This is a genomic window from Streptomyces sp. NPDC008238, from assembly GCF_042956445.1.
Taxonomy (GTDB): Bacteria; Actinomycetota; Actinomycetes; order Streptomycetales; family Streptomycetaceae; genus Actinacidiphila.
This window is the reverse complement of the sequence record NZ_JBIBGK010000002.1, coordinates 239,784-258,351: the sequence shown is the minus strand read 5'-3', so window position 1 is coordinate 258,351 and position 18,568 is coordinate 239,784. Positions and strand designations below refer to the sequence as shown.

The window sequence follows — 18,568 nt, the reverse complement described above, 5'->3', positions numbered from 1 at the left end:
CACCCCGTCGCTCACTCCGCCTCGGCCCGCTGCCGCTCCTCGATGTCCTTCAGCAGGTCCTGCAGTTCGGAGCGGATCCAGTCGCGCGTGGCGACCTCCCCCAGGCCCAGCCGCAGCGCGGCCACCTCGCGGGTCAGGTACTCGGTGTCGGCGATGCTGCGCTCGTTCGCCTTGCGGTCCTGCTCCAGGTTGACCCGGTCGCGGTCGTCCTGCCGGTTCTGCGCCAGCAGGATCAGCGGGGCGGCGTAGGAGGCCTGCAGCGACAGCATCAAGGTCAGGAAGATGAAGGGGTACGAGTCCCAGCGCAGCTCCCTCGGGGCCAGCGCGTTCCACGCCACCCACGCGATGATCACCACCGTCATCCAGACGATGAAGCGGCCGGTCCCCAGGAAGCGGGCGATCTTCTCCGACAGCCGCCCGAAGGCCTCCGGGTCGTAGGAGGGCAGCAGGCTGATCCGCGGTACCCGCGGCTGGTCCAGGCGGATGCGCGGGCGTTCCTCGCTCACTGCGCCTCCTCGCGCAGCTCCGTCTCGCGCCAGTCCTCCGGCAGCAGGTGGTCCAGGACGTCGTCGACGGTGACGGCGCCCAGCAGGGAGCCGCCGTCGTCGACGACCGGCACCGACACCATGTTGTACGTGGCGAGGAAGCTGGTGACCGCCGGCAGCGGGGTGTCCGGCGCCAGCGGCTGCAGGTCGCGGTCGAGCAGCGCGCTGACCAGGGTGAACGGGGGGTCGCGCAGCAGCCGCTGGAAGTGCACCGTGCCCAGGTACTTGCCGGTCGGGGTCTCGTCCGGCGGCCGGCAGACGTACACCTGCGCGGCGAGCGCGGGGGACAGGTCCGGGTTGCGGACCCGGGCCAGGGCGTCGGCGACGGTGGCGTCGGGGCGCAGCACGATCGGTTCGGTGGTCATCAGACCCCCGGCGGTGCGCTCCTCGTACGACATCAGCCGCCGCATGTCGGCCGCCTCGTGCGGCTCCATCAGACCGAGCAGCCGTTCCTGCTCCTCCTCCGGCAGCTCCGCCAGCAGGTCGGCGGCGTCGTCCGGGTCCATCGCCTCCAGCACGTCGGCGGCCCGCTCCTCCTTGAGCTTGCCGAGGATCTCCACCTGGTCGTCGTCCGGCAGCTCCTCCAGGACGTCGGCGAGCCGGTCGTCGTCGAGGGCGGCGGCGACCTCGGCGCGGCGCTTGGGCGACAGGTGGTGCAGGACGTTCGCCAGGTCGGCCGGGCGCAACTGGTCGAAGGTGGCCAGCAGCGCCTCCGCGCCCTGCGCGTGCTCGTCCAGCGAGAAGCCGGTGACCGCCGACCACTCCACCGTCAGTGTCAGGCCGCTGCGCCGCAGCGGGCCGCCCTTGCCGCGGCGGACGAAGGCCTTGTCGATCTCCCAGTCGCGGCGCGAGGCCAGCCGCACCATGGACACGTCCAGCACGGTCACCTCCTCGCCGGTCTCGACGAGCGTCACCCGGCGGTCGAGCAGTTCGCCGAGGACGAGGGTCTCGGTCGGGCGCTGTTCGAAGCGCTGCATGTTGACGACACCGGTGGTGATCACCTGACCGGACTCCACGCCCGTCACGCGCGTGATCGGCAGGAAGATCCGGCGCCGGCTGACGACCTCCACCACCAGCCCCAGCACACGCGGCGGCCGGCCCCCGACGCGCAGCATCACGACCACGTCCCGGACCCGGCCGACCTGGTCGCCGTTGGGATCGAAGACCCGCACCCCGGACAGGTGCGAGACGAAGACCCGGGAGGTTCCCGCTGGCATGCCGCCAGGCTAACGCCGCCCCCGCGGGCGGGGCGCGCGGTAATGCTCCACGGGTGCTTCGCACGGCGTTCACAGGGGTTCACCCGGCCAGCGGTACGCTGCGGTGGCTTCGGCTCCGCTTCGCCGCTCCCCTCGTGTGACGGGCGCGTACCACCGCAGGAGGAAGAGAACACGTGATCCCCGGCCGCACGTCGTCGTCGGTCCTCGTGAGCCTCCTGGGCACGGTCCTCGTCCTCGCCGGGGCGACAGGGTGCGCGGGCGACCCGGACGCGGGGACCAACGGCGTCGGCAAGCTGCCCGCCGGGACCATCGAGAAGCGCGCCCGTACCGCCGCCGACGCGGCCGACACGGTACGGCTGGCCGGCACCGTCGTCAGCAGGGGCCACACCTACACGCTCGACATGCGGCTGCGCGGCAACGGTGGCCTGGGCGAGGTCACCTCCGAGGGCAGCACCTTCGAACTGCTGCGGGTGGGCGACGACCTCTACCTCAAGGCGGGCGCGGGGTTCTACGGCGACCAGGTCGGCGCCAAGCTCAAGAACAAGTACGTCAAGGTCCCCACCGCGGACCCCGCGTACGACCAGTTCAGCGGCTTCACCGACAAGGAGGTGCTGCTGGAGGGCCTGTTCGTGCTGCACGGCGCACTCGCCGTCGGGGAACACCGCACCGTCGGCGGCGTCCGCACCATCGCCGTCACCGCGGACGGCGGCGAGGGCGGCACGATCGACGTGTCCCTGGAGGGCAAGCCGTACCCGCTGCGCTACGAACGCGCCGGCGGCGCCGGCACGCTGACCATGGACGACTGGGGCAAGGACTTCACGCTGCGGGCGCCCGACGAGGACGACGTCGTCGACTACGGCAAGGCCGTCACGCAGTAGTCCCGAGGGCCCCGGGACTCAGGACTTCCTGCGGCGCCGCAGCAGCAGCTTCGGCAGGCCCGCCGGCACCGGGCGGCGGGTGGTCGCGGGCGTCGGCACCGGGGCCGCCGCGCCGCTGCCGTCCGGCATCGCTCCCGGGCGTTCCAGCAGGTCGCCGGCGGGTTCCAGGCGCAGTACGCGGCACTCGCGGGCCCAGCGCGCGGTCATCGTCTCCGCGTCCGGCGCGTTGAGGCGCTTGCCCTTGAGCTCCTCCACCGCGGCCGTCCACGCCTCGCCGTCCGGGCGCAGCTCGGTGACCCGGACCGGGAAGGCGACCAGCCGGCCGCCCTTGTCCTTGCTGCGGACGGTGACCGTGGCGGTGCCGCCGTCGGTGAGCCCGGGCCCGGGCAGCGGCTGCTCGCCGGGGCCGCCGCCGACGACCACCACGGCGCCGTCGACCCAGGCGTGCCACAGGGCCTGACCGTCGGCCCAGAGCAGACCGGACTTCTTCACGGCCTCCTCGACCAGGGCCCGGTCCAGCTGCGGCTGCGTCACGGTGTCCGTCATGCGTCCCACCCTATGGCGTGGCCCGCGCCGGGCGCCGCCGTGGTGCCGCACACATGGTGAGACGACAGGAGCTCAGGGCCGGAACGGGCCTTACGCTAAGGGGGTCACCGCCCCGCCCGCCCCGAGGAGACCCCGCGTGTCCGCCGCGCCGCCCGCCAGAACCACGCCCGCCGCACCGAAGGCGGACGCCGCGTCCGGCACGGTCCCGCACGGGAAGGCGCCGCTGGACTTCACGCTCCTCGCCGTCGCCATCGCCGGCGTCTCGCTCTCCGCCCCGCTGATCGCCGCGACCGCCGCGCCCGCGCTGGCCATCGCCTTCTGGCGGAACGCCATGGCCGTCGGGGTGCTGAGCCCCTTCGCCTGGCTGCGGCACCGGCGGGAGCTGTTGGGGATGGGCCGCCGGGCCTTCGGGCTCTCGCTCGCCTCCGGTCTGGTGCTGGCACTGCACTTCGGGCTGTGGCTGCCGAGCCTCACCATGACCTCGGTCGCGTCCTCCACGGCGCTCGGCACCACCACGCCGGTGTGGACCACCCTGTTCCTGTTGATGCGCGGTCACCGCCCGCCCCGGATGGTGTGGCTGGGCTCCGCGCTCGCGGTCGCCGGCGTGGTGCTGCTCACCGGCGTCGACCTGTCGCTGTCGCCGCGCGCCCTGGCCGGGGACGCGCTGGCGCTGGGCGGCGGCATCGCGGCGGCCGGCTACGTCCTGCTCGGCGCGGAGGTCCGACGGACCGTCAGCACGACCGCGTACACCTACGTCTGCTACTCCACCACGGCCGTGGCCCTGCTCGCCGTCTGCCTGGCCTCGGGCTCCTCGCTCGGCGGCTACGACGGCGGCACCTGGGCCAAGCTGATCGCCCTGACGGTGGCCGCGCAGCTGCTCGGCCACAGCCTGCTCAACCGAGTGGTGCGCGGGCTCGGGGCGTCGACCACGTCCACGGCGATCCTGCTGGAGACGCCGGGCGCCGCCCTGGTGGCGGCGGTCTGGCTGGGCCAGACCCCGCCCGCGGCGGCCTACCCGGCGCTCGCGGTGATCCTCGCCGGACTCGCCCTGGTGATCCTGGCGGACCGCAGGAAGGCCGGTTAGCGCCGGCCCTACAGCCAGCCGTTGCGCCGCAGGATGCGGTGGATCGCGAAGCAGATCCCGCCGATGGCGACCAGCACCATCGGGTAGCCGAACCTCCAGCGCAGTTCGGGCATGTAGTCGAAGTTCATCCCGTACACGCCGCAGATCATGGTCGGGACGGCGATGATCGCCGCCCAGGAGGTGATCTTGCGCATGTCCTCGTTCTGCGCGACGGCCGCCTGGGCGAGGTTGGCCTGCAGGATCGAGTTGAGCAGGTCGTCGAAGCCGACCACCATCTCGTGGACGCGGGCGACGTGGTCGGCGACGTCCCGGAAGTACTTCTGGATCTCCGGGTCCACCACGCGCATCGGCCGCTCGCTGAGCATCTGCATCGGGCGCAGCAGCGGGGAGACGGCCCGCTTGAACTCCAGCACCTCGCGCTTGAGCTGGTAGATGCGCCCGGCGTCGGTGGCGCGCGGGGACTTGCCCTGGGCGGAGAAGACGTCGATCTCCACCTCGTCGATGTCGTCCTGGACGGCCTCGCTGACCGCCAGGTAGTCGTCGACGACCTGGTCGGCGATGGCGTGCAGCACGGCGGAGGGACCCTTGGCGAGCAGGTCCGGGTCGTCCTCGAGACGGTGCCGCAGGGCGCGCAGCGAGCCGTGGCCGCCGTGCCGGACGGTGATGACGAACTGCCGGCCGGTGAAGACCATCACCTCGCCGCTCTCCACCACCTCGCTGGTGGCGGTCAGTTCGGCGTGCTCGACGTAGCGGATGGTCTTGAAGACCATGAAGAGCGTGTCGTCGTAGCGCTCCAGCTTGGGCCGCTGGTGGGCGTGGACGGCGTCCTCCACGGCCAGCGGGTGGAGCCCGAACACCTCGGCGATCTCCGCGAACTCCCGCTCCGACGGCTCGTGCAGGCCGATCCACACGAAGCCGTCGCCGCCGCGCACCTTCTCCAGGGCCTCGCGCGGCGAGATGTGGTCGCTGCCGCGGCGGCCGTCCCGGTAGACGGCGCAGTCCACGACCGAGCTGGGCGTGGCCGACGAGGTGCGGGAGCGGTCCGGGCCGTAGTCGTATGACGTGCTGCTCTTGCGCAGGGCGGGGCGGACGACTGCGCGCAGGTCGCGGATCATCGACATGGCAAGCTCCTTCACGGACTGGCCGGGCTGAAATGCGGATCAGGGCAGGGGTGATCACCTTTGATCACTGCGCAGTTCAGGAGCTCTTCCGGAGGCGGCAGGGTGACCCGGACAGGTCCCGGGAGCGGGCACGCGGCGATGTCACGCGATCGCGCTCGCGGGAAATTCCGGGATTCCCCGGCGGTTCCGTGGTTCTCTGGTTTCAGGCCCGGACGACCGGGTACGGAACGCTGGGGATCAGGAGGGTTGCCGGGCGGAAGAGCTGCCGGTACTGCACGGTCGACTGGGATCCATTGCAGCCCCACCTCCTCCGGCCGATCCCCGCTGGGGGATGATGTGCACGCCTCAAGGGGCGTAGCCGACGGCCCACCTTATCAGGCGGCCCACGGGCGAAGCCGCGGCTTTGCACGTTCCATACGCGCTCTATGCTCACCCCATGGTCGACGTACTGGGGCTCGTTGAGGCGCGGCTGCGCATGGCCTTCGGTGAACCGGACGCCCGCGCCGCGGTCACCTTCCTGGGCGCCGAACGGATCGAGGTGCTCCGTTTCCGCGACGGTGAGCTGCTGCGGTACGTGACCCTCGGCATGTCGCGCGCGCCGATGAACGATCCCGTCGCCGTCGTCGCGGACCCCGTGCGCGGACCTCGCGCGGAGCTCGTGCTCACCCTGCGCGGCGGGCGCGGCGCCGACACCGACAAGGTCCTGCGGCCGCTCGCCGTGCTGGCCGCCGGCCCCCAGGTCGAGGGCGTCGTCGTCGCGCCGGGGAACTCGCTGGACCTGGGCGAACCGCTGTGGCCCGGGGCGGCGTTCTCGGCCGTCCTGGTCGCCGAGCCCGGCGGTCTCGTGGAGGACCTGGAACTCGACGCCCCGATGGACCCGGTCCGCTTCTTCCCGCTGCTGCCGATGACGCCGAACGAGGCCGCCTGGAAGCGGGTGCGCGGCGCGGGGGCGCTCCAGGAGCGCTGGCTGCAGGCGGGGACCGACCTGCGGGACCCGCTGCGCGCGGCGGTCGCGCTGACGGACTGAGCCCCGGCGGTCCGTGACGCCCCCTCAGACGGGCCCTGCCGGCGACGCCTCGGCCGGCCCGTGTGGCCGGTGGGGGAGGTGTGCCGTACGACGGCGCCACGCGCCGGACTCGGACGGGTGATCGTCCTTGACGCGGGCACGCCGCGGGAGGACCGTGGGGCGTTATGAGAGGCGAACCCAGTTGCCCGAAGTGCGGTGGCCGGGTCCGAGCACCCGGGCTCTTCGCCGACTCCTGGCAGTGCGACGAGCACGGCGCCGTGTACCCGTTGCAGCCTGTCGTCCCGCCGAGCGTGGAAGCCCTCGGCGTGGTCGTGAGCCGGTCACGCGTCCCGGTGTGGATGCCCTGGCCCCTGCCGGTCGGCTGGCTCTTCACCGGGGTGGCGTCCGCCGGGGACGACCGCAGCGGCGGACGGGCCACGGCGGTGGCGTGCTCGGGGCCGGGGCCGCTCGGCGGTCAGGGCGAGATGGTGCTGGTGGCGGAGGAGCTCGGGGTCGGGCTCGGGGCGAGGTTCGCCGGGATCCCGGGGCCGGACCCCGGACCGGCGATGTGCCTCGGCAAGCCGCCGGCCGCCAAGGTGATCGCGGCCGGACGGCCGACCGGCCTGTGGCACGTGAACGGGACGCCACCGGACCGGGCGGTCTTCGCGGGGGAGTCCTTCGGGCTCTGGCTGTGGGCGATCGTGTGGCCGGAGGAGTCGGGCCTGCTCATGTACGACGAGCTGATACTGACCGATCTGCGCGAGGCCGGCGCCGAAGTCGATCTCGTTCCGTGCGGGGCGCTCTCCCCTCGCCTGCTCTCCTGAGATTCAGAGGTTGGCCGGACAGTTATCCTGGTAATCACAACCCCCGAATCCGTCCGAGCACCGAGCGCCTGGAGTGACCTGAGTGCGAATCGACCTGCACACCCACTCCACGGCCTCCGACGGCACGGACACCCCCGCGGAACTGGTCCGGGCCGCGGCCGCGGCCGGCCTGGACGTCGTGGCCCTCACCGACCACGACACCGTCGGCGGCCACGCCGAGGCCGAGAAGGCGCTGGCCGAGCTGCACGCCGCGGGCGTCGCGGCACCGGCCCTGGTCACCGGCGCCGAACTCTCCTGCCGCATCGACGGGGTGAGCCTGCACATGCTCGCCTACCTCTTCGACCCGCAGGAGCCCGAGCTCCACCGGGAACGCGAACTCGTACGCGACGACCGGGTGCCCCGCGCGCAGGCCATGGTCGCCCGGCTCCGCGAGTACGGGGTGCCGGTGACCTGGGAGCGCGTCGCCCAGATCGCCGGCGACGGCGCAGTGGGCCGGCCGCACATCGCCCAGGCGCTGATCGAGGCGGGACTGGTGGACAGCATCGCCGAGGCGTTCACCCCCGAGTGGATCGGGCCGGGAGGGCGCGCCTACGCCGAGAAGCACGAACTCGACCCCTTCGAGGCGGTCCGGCTCGTCAGGAACGCGGGCGGGGTGACCGTCTTCGCCCATCCCGCCGCTGTCAAGCGCGGCACCTGCGTGCCCGAGAGCGTCATCCATGACCTGGCAGCGGCCGGGCTGGACGGCATCGAGGTGGACCACATGGACCACGACGGGCCGACCCGCGCCCACCTGCGCTCCCTCGCCGCCGAGCTGGGACTGCTCACCACGGGGTCCAGCGACTACCACGGCACCCGCAAGACCGTCCGGCTCGGCGAGCACACCACCGACCCCGAGGTCTACCGGGAGATCGTCCGCCGGGCCACGGGCGCGGCGCCGATCACCCCGTGAACCGCTGAGCGGCCGGACCGCCGGCTCCCCGACCACCGTCCCCGGACATCCCCCCGACCACCTGTCACCGCACCACCGCTAGGCCCATGGATCTTTTCTCCCTCACCCTGTTCGGCTCGGTCTTCGTCACGCTCTTCGTGATCATGGACCCGCCCGGGATCACCCCGATATTCCTCGCCCTCACCTCCGGCCGCGCGGCCAAGGTCCAGCGCCGCATGGCCTGGCAGGCCGCCGGCGTCGCCCTGGGCGTCATCACCGTCTTCGGCATCTGCGGCCAGCAGATCCTCGACTACCTGCACGTCTCGGTGCCGGCCCTGATGATCGCCGGCGGCCTGCTCCTGCTGCTCATCGCCCTCGACCTGCTCACCGGCAAGGCGGACGAGCCCACCCAGACCAAGGACGTCAACGTCGCGCTGGTGCCGCTGGGCATGCCGCTGCTCGCCGGGCCGGGCGCGATCGTCACCGTGATCCTCGCGGTGCAGCGCGCGCACGGGTTCGGGCAGCAGCTGTCGGTGTGGGTCGCCATCGCCGCGATGCACGTGGTGCTGTGGCTGACGATGCGTTACTCACTGGTGGTCATCCGTCTGATCAAGGACGGCGGTGTGGTGCTGGTCACCCGGCTCTCGGGCATGCTGCTCTCCGCGATCGCGGTGCAGCAGATCGCCAACGGGGTCTTCGGCTTCATCCGCGGCGAGGGCTGACGGACCGTCGGCGCGATCCGGACGCGACGAGGGCCCCGTACCGTGATGTACGGGGCCCTTCGCGTTCATGGCGTCCGGCCGTGCGGCCACGCCGGGGTGACGGAGCCTTACTGGGCGGGGCGGATGTAGATGCGCTGGCCGATCGCGGCGGCCTGCTGGACGATCTGGTCGACGGAGGCGGCGTCCACGACCGTGCAGTCGACGGCACGGCCGTCCTGGTCGTTGAGGCGCATGATCTCGAAGCGCATGGTGTTCACGGCTTCTCCCTTCGCGTCCGGGCACTCCTCCATTGGAGTACGGGGCTGCTTCGCAGCCGTTACCTGCCGGGGTCATTCATGTATCAACAACAGTTGCCCCCGCGAAAACCTTCCCTGTCCTAAAGAAAATTTTTCCCACGCATCTACCGGCGGGTAGCCACCGGTACCGGCGGTCCTGGTTCCGGTTGTGTGTGCGGACGGAACCGCCGGACAATGTGATCTCTATGAACGACGACGCCCTTTCCGCCATCGCCGCCGGCATCGAGCGCACGAACGAGCTCCTGCAGCGGGTGCTCGCCGAGGTCGCCACGACCCCGGCGACCCACGCCGTGTTCGTCGACGCCGGCTACGTGTACGCCGCGGCCGGTCGACTCGTCGCGGGCACCGAGGACCGGAGGGCCTTCGAACTCGACGCCGAGGGCATCATCGAGGCCTTCATCGACCGGGCCCGCACCCTGTTCGCCGACAGCCGCCTGCTCCGCGTCTACTGGTACGACGGGGCACGCCGCCGCATCCACACCGCCGAGCAGGAACGCATCGCCGAGCTCCCCGACGTCAAGGTGCGGCTCGGCAACCTCAACGCCAGCCGCCAGCAGAAGGGCGTCGACTCCCTGATCCGCAGCGACCTGGAGTCACTGGCCCGGCACCGCGCCATCAGCGACGCCGTCCTCATCGGGGGCGACGAGGACCTGGTGTCCGCGGTCGAGGCCGCCCAGGGCTACGGCGCCCGCGTCCACCTGTGGGGCATCGAGGCCGCCGACGGCCGCAACCAGGCCGACCCCCTGCTGTGGGAGGTCGACAGCCTGCGCACCCTCGACCTGGACTTCTGCAAGCCGTACATCACCCGGCGCACGGTCCCCGTCTACGGCGACGCGCCGATCCCCACCGGGCCCATCCCGTCCCGCGAGGACGTGCACTTCGTCGGGGCCCGGGTCGCCGCGCAGTGGCTGGCGACCCGCGGCCGCGACACCCTGGCCGAGCTGCTGCCCGGTCACCCGTACCTGCCGCCCGCCTTCGACCAGGAACTGCTCGTCGAGGCCGAGGGCATGCTCAACATCTCGCTGCGCGGCCACGCCGACCTGCGGCGCGTCCTGCGCGACGGCTTCTGGGAGCACCTGCAGGCGCGCCTGTAGGCCCCGGCTAGGCCTCCGCCCGGTCCTCCCCGGAGCCGGCGGTGGCCCAGAAGTCCAGGAGGGCGCGCGCGGTCGGGGCCGGCTGCTCGGCGTTCGGGGAGTGCTCGGCACCCTCGACGACGACCCGGCGGGCGCCCAGGCGCTCGGCCATCGCGTCCAGCCACGGGACGGGCCAGGCGTGGTCCACCGTGCCGGAGATCACCAGCTTGGGGAGCGGGACCGCCGCGAGTTCGGCCACCCGGTCCGGCTCGTCGATCAGCTGCCGCCCGGTGACGACCAGCTGCTCCGGCACCGTCGCCAGCCAGCGGTCGTGCAGGAAGTCCTCGACCGGGCCCGTGGCGTTCGCCGTGCCTTCGAGGTCCTCCGCGTCCAGCTCTCGCATCGCGCGCCACACGCCCTCCATGTCCATCGCCGACAGCGCCCCCAGCAGCAGCTTCGTACGGGCCTGCTGCGCGGCCTCGATGGCCGCCGGACCGGAGCTCATCAGGGTCAGCGACGCCCAGGGCAGGGCGGCGCCCCCGCCGTGCGCGGCGAGGACGGCGGCGCGGACGACCAGGCCGCCCATCGAGTGCCCCAGCAGGTGCACCGGCTCACCGGCCGGGCCGGCCAGCGCGGCGGTCTGCGCGAGCACGTCGGCGGCCAGCTCGCCCTGCGCGTACGCCGCCTCGTCCCGCGGGCCGGGCGTCTCGTGCTGGCCCCGGCCGTCCACGGCGACGGTGCGGTAGCCGGCCGCCGCGAGCGGTTCCAGCAGCGCGACGAAGTCCTCCTTGCTGCCGGTGAACCCGGGCACCAGCAGGGCGGTGCCGCGCCGCGGCGTGCCGGCCGGCGGGACGGCGTCCAGCGCGGCGAAGGCGCCGCGGGCCGTCTCCAGCAGGTGCGCGGTGGCGTTCGGGGGCAGGGTCAGGAAGGGCGGTCGGCTCATGGGCCGAGGCTAGCCGTGCCGGGTTGCCCCCACTCGACGTGGGCCCCAACCCCGGACGCCGGGCGGGCGGAACGCCGACGGCCGGGCACCCCCGTCAGGGGCGCCCGGCCGTCGGCGGTACGGGAGCGCGTCAGCCGGTGGCCTCGTCGGCCGGCTTGGCCGTCCGCGTGCGGCGACGGCGGCGGACGGTCTTGGCCGCGCCCTCGCCCTCGGCGGGTGCCGCCTCGGGGGCCGCGGTCTGCGCCGCGGTCTCAGCGGCGACGGGAGCCTCGGCGGCGGTGGCGCCGGACCGGGTACGGCGGCGGCGCGGCGCCGGGACCTCCTCGGCCGCCGGGGCGGCCGCGACCGTCTCGGTGCCGGCCGTGCCCGTCGTGCCCGCCGCGGCCGCACGGGTGCGGCGACGACGGCGCGGGGCCGGGGCCTCGGTGGCCGGGGCCTCGACGGTCTCCACGACCGCCTCCGCCTCGGCGGGAGCCTCGCCGAGCGACTGCCCGCCGCGGGTGCGGCGGCGCTGGCGCGGCGTACGGGTGCGGGCCGGACGCTCCTCCGCCTCGGCGGAGGCGGCGGGGCCGGACTTGCGGCCGCCGCGGCCACGACCGCGGCCGCCGGTCTCGCCGAGGTCTTCGATCTCCTCGGCGTCGAGTCCGGCACGGGTGCGCTCCGCACGCGGCAGCACGCCCTTGGTGCCCTCGGGGATGCCGAGCAGCTCGTAGAGGTGGGCCGAGGTGGAGTACGTCTCCTCCGGCGCGTTGAACGGCAGGTCCAGCGCCTTGTTGATCAGCTGCCAGCGCGGGATGTCGTCCCAGTCGACCAGGGTGATCGCCGTGCCGGACGCGCCCGCGCGGCCGGTGCGGCCGATGCGGTGGAGGTAGGTCTTCTCGTCCTCCGGCGTCTGGTAGTTGATCACGTGCGTGACGCCCTCGACGTCGATGCCGCGGGCGGCGACGTCGGTGCAGACCAGGACGTCGACCTTGCCGTTGCGGAAGGCGCGCAGCGCCTGCTCGCGGGCGCCCTGGCCGAGGTCGCCGTGGACGGCGCCGGAGGCGAAGCCGCGGCGCTCGAGCTGCTCGGCGACGTCGGCGGCGGTGCGCTTGGTGCGGCAGAAGATCATCGCCAGGCCGCGGCCCTGCGCCTGCAGGACGCGGGAGACGAGCTCCGGCTTGTCCAGCGAGTGGGCGCGGAAGATGTGCTGGGTGATGTTGGCGACCGTCGCGCCCTCGTCGTCCGGCGAGGTGGCCCGGATGTGCGTGGGCTGCGACATGTAGCGGCGGGCGAGACCGATGACGGCGCCCGGCATGGTCGCGGAGAAGAGCATCGTCTGCCGCTTGACCGGCAGCATGTCGATGATCTTCTCGACGTCGGGGAGGAAGCCCAGGTCCAGCATCTCGTCGGCCTCGTCCAGGACGAGCGCGCGGACGTGGCGCAGGTTGAGCTTCTTCTGGCCCGCCAGGTCCAGCAGGCGGCCCGGGGTGCCGACGACGACGTCGACGCCCTTCTTCAGGGCCTCGACCTGCGGCTCGTAGGCGCGGCCGCCGTAGATCGCCAGGACACGGACGTTGCGCACCTTGCCGGCGGTCAGCAGGTCGTTGGTGACCTGCTGGCACAGCTCACGGGTCGGGACGATGACCAGGGCCTGCGGACCGTCGACGACGTCCTCGGGCGTGGCCCGCCCGGCCTCGACGTCGACCGGCACGACGACCCGCTCCAGGAGCGGCAGGCCGAAGCCCAGGGTCTTGCCGGTGCCCGTCTTCGCCTGGCCGATGACGTCGTTGCCCGCGAGGGCGACCGGGAGCGTCATCTCCTGGATCGGGAAGGGAGTGATGATGCCGACGGCCTCGAGGGCCTCGGCGGTCTCGGGGAGGATCCCCAGATCGCGGAAAGTCGTGGTGGTGGTCAGGATGCTGCCTCTTCTGGTTGGACGCGGCGCCGAGCGTTGTCCGGGGAGGGTCGGGCGCAAGGAACTGCGCTGACCGCGCGGAGTGTCGTCCGGCCGTTGATGGCCGAGGTGCGCGGGACCACTGCCCTCGTGCGCGCCGCGAAGCTGTCCCCCTCCATGTGAGGAGGGCGGTCGGTAGGAGCCGATCGGGCCACCGACCGGGCATCCATTCATGCGCGACCCGCCGGGTCACCTGGCGGGTCCATATCACTGTACCCCGGAATCACGCACCCGCGGCGGATGGATTTTCCGGTACGTAGGACAGGTCACCGCGCCGCTCCCGCGCGGCGGGCCGCACGGGATGGTTGCCGCGCTGGTGGGGTTGGCTATTGTGCGCAGCATGGAGACGCCTGACACCCCCGCCGAGACCCCCGCCGAGACGACCATCGCCGCCAAGGACTGGGCCGCCGCCTCCGCGGACCCGCAGTACCGCGCGGCGGTCGTGGACCTGCTCGGGGCACTCGCCTACGGCGAACTGGCCGCCTTCGAGCGGCTCGCGGAGGACGCGAAGCTCGCACCGTCCCTGGCGGACAAGGCGGAGCTCGCGGCGATGGCGTCCGCCGAGTTCCACCACTTCGAGCAGCTCCGCGCGCGGCTCGCCACCATCGAGGCGGAGCCGACCGAGGCGATGCGCCCCTTCGCCGCCGCGCTGGACGAGTTCCACCGCCAGACCGCGCCGTCGGACTGGCTGGAGGGCCTGGTCAAGGCGTACGTCGGCGACTCCATCGCGTCCGACTTCTACCGCGAGGTCGCCGCCCGGCTCGACGCCGACACCCGCGAGCTGGTGCTGGCGGTGCTCGACGACACCGGCCACGCCTCCTTCGCGGTGGGCAAGGTGCGCTCCGCCATCGAGGCCGACCCCCGGGTCGGCGGGCGGCTCGCGCTGTGGGCGCGCCGGCTGATGGGCGAGGCGCTGTCGCAGGCGCAGCGCGTCGTGGCGGACCGGGACGCGCTCAGCACGATGCTGGTCGGCGGGGTCGCCGACGGCTTCGACCTGGCGGAGGTCGGCCGGATGTTCACCCGGATCACCGAGGCCCACACCAAGCGGATGGCGGCGCTGGGCCTGTCCGCCTGAGCCCTCCGGGCCGCGCGGCTCAGGCCGTGCGCGGCGCGGACCGGCGGGTGCCGCGGGGCGGGCGCACCAGCAGCGAGAGCAGGGCGGCCGCCACTGCCACCGACACGGCGAGGTTGATCAGGAACCGGTCCGAACCGAGGACGGTACGGGTGATGAGGCCGCCCAGCACGGCGGCGACCACGCCCGTGGCGAGCACGAGCGTCGCCGCCGGAAGGCGGCGGCGGGGCAGCAGGCGCGTCGCGGCGTACGCGACGGACAGTCCGACGGCGGCGAACGCGAGCGCTTCCCACATCATCGTGCGGCCCCTCCCGGAGACTTCGGTCGCACGGGTCCTACCCCGCGGGCCCGCACGGCGAAACGGCGGGTCACCCCATTCGGGGGTGACCCGCCGTACGTACTCCCGTCACGGGAGCGGCGAGGCTGTGACCTGCCCCGGAGCGCCTGCCCCGGAGCAGACGGCCTAGAGCTGGGCGCCGAAGCCGACCCGGCGGGCCGCCGGCTCGCCGATCTCGACGTAGGCCAGCCGGTCGGCCGGCACGAGCACGCGCTTGCCGTGCTCGTCGGTGAGGCTGAGCAGCTTGCCCGTGCCCGTCAGCGCCTCGGCGACGGCCTTCTCGACCTCCTCGGCCGTCTGCGCGCTCTCGATGATGATCTCGCGCGGCGCGTGCTGCACGCCGATCTTGACCTCCACGGCTTTGGTCCCTCCGAACGGTCTGCGGTGTGCGCGGTTGGAAATCGCGCCGTACGCAGGACACATTAGCCGCGCCCGGCGACCGGGCACCGGCGGACGGGCACGCCCAGAGCGAACAGGCCGGGGCTCGGTCAGTGCTCGCTGCCGTGCAGCGGGAAGCCCGCGATGCCGCGCCAGGCCAGGGACGTCAGCAACTGCACCGCGGTGTCGCGGGGCATGGAGCTGCCGCTGGAGAGCCAGTAGCGGGCCACCACCTGCGAGACGCCGCCGAGGCCGACGGCGAGCAGCATGGACTGCTCGGTGGTCAGACCGGTGTCCTCGGCGATGACCTCGCTGATCGCCTCGGCGCACTGCAGCGCGACCTTGTCGACGCGCTCGCGGACGGCGGGCTCGTTGGTGAGGTCGGACTCGAAGACCAGGCGGAAGGCGCCGCCCTCGTCCTCCACGTACGCGAAGTACGCGTCCATGGTCGCCGCCACGCGCAGCTTGTTGTCGGTGGTGGAGGCCAGGGCGGTGCGCACCGCGTCCAGCAGGGCCTCGCAGTGCTGGTCCAGCAGGGCCAGGTAGAGCTCGAGCTTGCCGGGGAAGTGCTGGTAGAGCACGGGCTTGCTGACGCCCGCACGCTCGGCGATGTCGTCCATCGCGGCGGCGTGGTAGCCCTGGGCGACGAACACCTCCTGAGCCGCGCCCAGCAGCTGGTTCCTCCGGGCCCGGCGCGGCAGGCGCGTGCCGCGAGGGCGCGCCTCAGTCTGCTCGATGGCTGTCACGCCGCCTCCCAAGTGATGTCGTTCTGCGCTGCGGGTGCCATCGTACTTTTCGGTAGCGGGGGCATGCGCTGTGCGAACGCACATTCTCACCAAGTGGAACTCAGCGATAGTCGTCCTCGTCGAGTTCCACCACCCTGTGCTGCTCGGCGACGTCCGCGGGATCGGCGTCGTCCGGGCGTTCGGTGATCGGGACATCGCGGTGCTGCAGCAGTTCGAGGTGCTGTTCGGCGATGTCCGCCTCGGGCGCCTCGATGTCGGCCTCGGCGTCCTCCAGGTCGTCGATGGCGTCGTCGTCGAAGGTCTCGATGTCGTCGGACACGGGCACCTCCCGTCTGGTCGTGCGCTGCCGTCCCCCGCTGCTACCCACTGTCCCCCTCTTTCCCCTTCTGCGAGCGTAGGAGACAGGGACGGGGTGTGCAGAGTGACGGGAGGGGCGCGAAATCCTCACGACGCGTGTGAGGGCGAACACACGAGCGTGCGCGTGATCACCTCGTAACATTGGCCCATGTCCTCGACGGAGTCATCCGAAGCCGCTCTCGCCGCCGTGCCCGTACCGCCTTCGGGAGCCAGAGCCGGGGACGGGGAGAAGGTCCGGACCGTGGCGTTGCCGGGGCGGACGGTGAGCGTGCGAGCGCGGGCGGAGCAGGCCGGAGGGCTGCCGCCCGCGCTCTTCGTCCACGGCCTGGGGGGCTCGTCCTCCAACTGGTCGGCGCTGATGCGGCTGCTCGCGGACCGGGTGTCGTGCGAGGCCCTCGACCTGCCCGGTTTCGGGTACTCGCCGCCGCCGGACGACGGCAACTACTCGATCGGGGGGCACGCGCGCGCCGTCGTGCGCCTGCTGGAGGCTTCCGGGCGCGGGCCCGTGCACCTCTTCGGCAACTCGCTGGGCGGAGCCGTCGCCACCAAGGTGGCCGCGGCCCGGCCCGACCTGGTCCGCACCCTGACGCTGATCTCGCCGGCCCTGCCGGAGGTGCCGCCCCGGCCCGGCGCCTGGCCGACCGCCTTCCTCGGGCTGCCGGGCGCGAGCGCGGTGGTCACCCGGGCCACCCGCGACTGGTCCGTGGAGCGGCGCACCAAGCAGTTGCTGGACCTCTGCTACGGGGACCCGTCGCATGTCAGCGACGAGTCCTTCACCGAGCACGCCACCGAGTACGAGCGCCGGCTGGCGCTGCCCTACTTCTGGGACGCGCTCACCCGTTCGGCGCGCGGCATCGTCGACGCCTACACGCTCGGCGGCCAGCACAACCTGTGGCGGCAGGCCGAGCGGGTGCTCGCGCCGACGCTGCTGGTGTACGGCGGCCGGGACCGGCTCGTCTCCCCCCGGATGGCGTACCGTGCCGCCCGGACGTTCCGTGACGCGCGGCTGCTGACGCTCCCCGACAGCGGGCACGTCGCGATGATGGAGCACCCCGATGCGGTGGAGCGGGCCTTCCGCGAACTGCTGGACGCCACGGACGCGCGGACGGATCACTGACTTCATGGGCAGGCACAGCGCACCGGGCGGCCGCGACGGCCGCCGCGACGACGTACCGGGCATAGCCGGCGGCGGTTCAGGTTCCGGCCGGCGTCGGCGTACCGGCCCGGCGGCGACGACCCCGCAGCGGCCGGGCGGGCCGGGCCAGGCGCCCGGTGGCCCCGTGCCGGGCGGCCGGGACGGCTTCCGGGCCGGCGACCCCGGGCACGGGGAGGTCCCGGGTCACTCCCACCCCGAGCACCGGGAGCACTCGGCCTGGGGCCGGGCCGGTTCCTGGGCCCCGCCGCGCACACCGCGGGGCACCCGGCCCACCGAGCTGGCGGACGGCGCGCTGGGCACCGAGTACGCGGAGGACGACGACCCCCTCGACGGGGGCGCCCGCACCGCGGCCCGGATAGCCGGCTTCCCGCGGCAGCGCCGGGCGCCCGGCGCTGCCGCGGGAGCACGGAACGTCCCCGGGCCGCGGAAGGACTTCGTCGCGGCCTTCGACGCCCCCTCCCTCCCCGCCGCCACCGAACCCGGGGCACCCGTCGGGGGCGCGGCGGAGGCCGGGGAGGCCGGGGAACCACCCGGACGGCCCAGGACGGCCGTCAGGACCCGGGCCCTCAGCGGCGCGGCCGCCGCGGCGGTCGTGACCGTGCTGGCCGTCGTCGTGGCGGGCCAGATGGCCGCCGGGGGTGAGAAGCGTCACCCGTCCGCCGCGGCGAAACCGGGCGGCAGCCGGGCCGCGGACGACTCCGCGTCCCGCTCCGAGGGCCGGGCCACCCCCTCCGGCTCACCCTCCGCGGTCGCCGCGCCGCTCACGTACGGCGAGGCCATGACCCGGACCTACCCGCTCGACCAGGACCTGGGCCTGGCGGGGAAGTTCCAGACCGTGGGCGGCCACGAGAAGGCACCGGGCAAGGGCAGGCTGCTGCGGGTACGGGTGGACGTCGAGAAGGGGCTGCCGCTCAACGCCCGGCTCTTCGCGGACGCCGTCCACAAGACGCTGAACGACAAGCGCAGTTGGGCGCACGCCGGGGCCCGCACCTTCGAGCGGGTCTCAACGGGCCCCGCCGACATCGTGGTCACGCTGGCCAGTCCCGGCACCACGGCCACCTGGTGCGCCAAGTCCGGCCTGGACACCACGGTTGACAACGTGTCATGTGACGCGGCGTCGACCCCGCGCACGATGATCAACGCGTACCGCTGGGCCCAGGGCTCGGAGACCTACGGCCCGGACCGGATGCTCGACTACCGCGAGATGCTGATCAACCACGAGGTCGGGCACCGGCTCGGCTACGGCCATGTGCTCTGCCCCAAACAGGGCGCCCTCGCCCCGGTCATGATGCAGCAGACCAAGTTCCTCTCCTACGGGGGCCTGACCTGCAAGCCCAACGCCTGGCCCTACCCCCGGGGCTAGCTTTTTGACATCGGGCGATTAATCGTTCAATGTTTTCGGC

The 18,568-nt window shown here is 73.2% G+C and carries 21 protein-coding genes; 10 read left to right on the top strand and 11 right to left on the bottom strand.

Annotation, left to right across the window (positions count from 1 at the left end; genetic code table 11):
- Window positions 1–11 precede the first annotated feature (11 nt).
- Together ACFZAU_RS06000 and ACFZAU_RS05995 are read right to left on the bottom strand one after the other, a co-directional pair.
- The gene (locus ACFZAU_RS06000; RefSeq protein WP_500459396.1) at window positions 12–539 is read right to left on the bottom strand and encodes a DUF1003 domain-containing protein; all 528 of its coding nucleotides are present in this window, start codon (window positions 537–539) and stop codon (window positions 12–14) included.
- The gene (locus ACFZAU_RS05995) at window positions 503–1,762 is read right to left on the bottom strand and encodes a magnesium transporter MgtE N-terminal domain-containing protein (protein WP_500459212.1); all 1,260 of its coding nucleotides are present in this window, start codon (window positions 1,760–1,762) and stop codon (window positions 503–505) included. Before ACFZAU_RS05995 ends, ACFZAU_RS06000 begins: the two co-directional genes overlap by 37 nt.
- Window positions 1,763–1,935: 173 nt before the next feature.
- Between ACFZAU_RS05995 and ACFZAU_RS05990 the strand changes: the two genes are divergently transcribed.
- Entirely contained in the window at window positions 1,936–2,640 is a 705-nt protein-coding gene (locus ACFZAU_RS05990) for a hypothetical protein (RefSeq protein ID WP_500551264.1), read from the top strand.
- 18 nt (window positions 2,641–2,658) lie between these two features.
- Here the strand turns inward: ACFZAU_RS05990 and ACFZAU_RS05985 are convergent, their stop codons facing one another.
- Window positions 2,659–3,186, bottom strand: a complete 528-nt coding sequence (locus tag ACFZAU_RS05985; protein ID WP_500551263.1) for a hypothetical protein — start codon at window positions 3,184–3,186, stop codon at window positions 2,659–2,661.
- A gap of 136 nt (window positions 3,187–3,322) precedes the next feature.
- Between ACFZAU_RS05985 and ACFZAU_RS05980 the strand changes: the two genes are divergently transcribed.
- Window positions 3,323–4,270 carry a DMT family transporter gene (locus tag ACFZAU_RS05980; protein WP_500551262.1) on the top strand — a complete coding sequence of 316 codons (948 nt, stop codon included), beginning with the start codon at window positions 3,323–3,325 and terminating at the stop codon, window positions 4,268–4,270.
- An 8-nt stretch (window positions 4,271–4,278) separates the two neighbouring features.
- Here ACFZAU_RS05980 and ACFZAU_RS05975 read toward each other — a convergent pair whose 3' ends face one another.
- Window positions 4,279–5,391 carry a magnesium and cobalt transport protein CorA gene (locus tag ACFZAU_RS05975; protein ID WP_499607014.1) on the bottom strand — a complete coding sequence of 371 codons (1,113 nt, stop codon included), beginning with the start codon at window positions 5,389–5,391 and terminating at the stop codon, window positions 4,279–4,281.
- Between the two features lie 436 nt (window positions 5,392–5,827).
- Here ACFZAU_RS05975 and ACFZAU_RS05970 point away from each other — a divergent pair, with 436 nt between their 5' ends.
- From ACFZAU_RS05970 to ACFZAU_RS05955, 4 genes are all read left to right on the top strand, one after another.
- Complete coding sequence (locus ACFZAU_RS05970; RefSeq protein ID WP_500551261.1) at window positions 5,828–6,418, top strand: suppressor of fused domain protein; 591 nt, start codon at window positions 5,828–5,830, stop codon at window positions 6,416–6,418.
- A gap of 164 nt (window positions 6,419–6,582) precedes the next feature.
- Window positions 6,583–7,221: a DUF6758 family protein gene (locus ACFZAU_RS05965; RefSeq protein WP_026251441.1), complete on the top strand. Its 639-nt coding sequence runs from the start codon at window positions 6,583–6,585 to the stop codon at window positions 7,219–7,221.
- Window positions 7,222–7,303: 82 nt separating this feature from the next.
- Complete coding sequence (locus ACFZAU_RS05960) at window positions 7,304–8,170, top strand: PHP domain-containing protein (RefSeq protein WP_500459217.1); 867 nt, start codon at window positions 7,304–7,306, stop codon at window positions 8,168–8,170.
- An 86-nt stretch (window positions 8,171–8,256) separates the two neighbouring features.
- Window positions 8,257–8,871, top strand: coding sequence for a MarC family protein (locus tag ACFZAU_RS05955; RefSeq protein ID WP_500551260.1), 615 nt, complete (start codon window positions 8,257–8,259; stop codon window positions 8,869–8,871).
- A 107-nt stretch (window positions 8,872–8,978) separates the two neighbouring features.
- On the opposite strand, the gene ACFZAU_RS05950 is transcribed toward ACFZAU_RS05955, so the two are convergent.
- Window positions 8,979–9,119, bottom strand: coding sequence for a DUF8834 family protein (locus ACFZAU_RS05950; RefSeq protein ID WP_086020735.1), 141 nt, complete (start codon window positions 9,117–9,119; stop codon window positions 8,979–8,981).
- A 233-nt stretch (window positions 9,120–9,352) separates the two neighbouring features.
- On the opposite strand from ACFZAU_RS05950, the gene ACFZAU_RS05945 reads away from it, so the two are divergent.
- A complete protein-coding gene (locus ACFZAU_RS05945) occupies window positions 9,353–10,261 on the top strand; it encodes an NYN domain-containing protein (RefSeq protein ID WP_499607005.1) in 909 nt (302 codons plus the stop codon).
- Window positions 10,262–10,268: 7 nt separating this feature from the next.
- On the opposite strand, the gene ACFZAU_RS05940 is transcribed toward ACFZAU_RS05945, so the two are convergent.
- Together ACFZAU_RS05940 and ACFZAU_RS05935 are read right to left on the bottom strand one after the other, a co-directional pair.
- On the bottom strand, window positions 10,269–11,183 hold the full coding sequence (locus ACFZAU_RS05940; protein WP_500551259.1) for an alpha/beta fold hydrolase: 915 nt from the start codon (window positions 11,181–11,183) through the stop codon (window positions 10,269–10,271).
- 130 nt (window positions 11,184–11,313) lie between these two features.
- On the bottom strand, window positions 11,314–13,140 hold the full coding sequence (locus tag ACFZAU_RS05935; RefSeq protein WP_500551258.1) for a DEAD/DEAH box helicase: 1,827 nt from the start codon (window positions 13,138–13,140) through the stop codon (window positions 11,314–11,316).
- 319 nt (window positions 13,141–13,459) lie between these two features.
- Between ACFZAU_RS05935 and ACFZAU_RS05930 the strand changes: the two genes are divergently transcribed.
- On the top strand, window positions 13,460–14,194 hold the full coding sequence (locus ACFZAU_RS05930; protein WP_500459219.1) for a ferritin-like fold-containing protein: 735 nt from the start codon (window positions 13,460–13,462) through the stop codon (window positions 14,192–14,194).
- A 19-nt stretch (window positions 14,195–14,213) separates the two neighbouring features.
- Here ACFZAU_RS05930 and ACFZAU_RS05925 read toward each other — a convergent pair whose 3' ends face one another.
- The 4 genes from ACFZAU_RS05925 to ACFZAU_RS05910 all read right to left on the bottom strand — a co-directional run bounded on the left by ACFZAU_RS05925 (window position 14,214) and on the right by ACFZAU_RS05910 (window position 15,971).
- Entirely contained in the window at window positions 14,214–14,489 is a 276-nt protein-coding gene (locus ACFZAU_RS05925; protein WP_500551257.1) for a hypothetical protein, read from the bottom strand.
- Window positions 14,490–14,654: 165 nt separating this feature from the next.
- Window positions 14,655–14,885, bottom strand: a complete 231-nt coding sequence (locus tag ACFZAU_RS05920; protein ID WP_431960353.1) for a DUF3107 domain-containing protein — start codon at window positions 14,883–14,885, stop codon at window positions 14,655–14,657.
- A 131-nt stretch (window positions 14,886–15,016) separates the two neighbouring features.
- Window positions 15,017–15,652: a TetR/AcrR family transcriptional regulator gene (locus ACFZAU_RS05915; RefSeq protein ID WP_499606995.1), complete on the bottom strand. Its 636-nt coding sequence runs from the start codon at window positions 15,650–15,652 to the stop codon at window positions 15,017–15,019.
- 100 nt (window positions 15,653–15,752) lie between these two features.
- Window positions 15,753–15,971, bottom strand: coding sequence for a hypothetical protein (locus tag ACFZAU_RS05910; RefSeq protein ID WP_431960356.1), 219 nt, complete (start codon window positions 15,969–15,971; stop codon window positions 15,753–15,755).
- Window positions 15,972–16,157: 186 nt separating this feature from the next.
- On the opposite strand from ACFZAU_RS05910, the gene ACFZAU_RS05905 reads away from it, so the two are divergent.
- Window positions 16,158–17,126, top strand: coding sequence for an alpha/beta fold hydrolase (locus ACFZAU_RS05905; RefSeq protein WP_500551256.1), 969 nt, complete (start codon window positions 16,158–16,160; stop codon window positions 17,124–17,126).
- 4 nt (window positions 17,127–17,130) lie between these two features.
- Window positions 17,131–18,528 (top strand): DUF3152 domain-containing protein, encoded by a 1,398-nt coding sequence (locus tag ACFZAU_RS05900; RefSeq protein ID WP_500551255.1) that lies wholly within the window; start codon window positions 17,131–17,133, stop codon window positions 18,526–18,528.
- Window positions 18,529–18,568 lie beyond the last annotated feature (40 nt).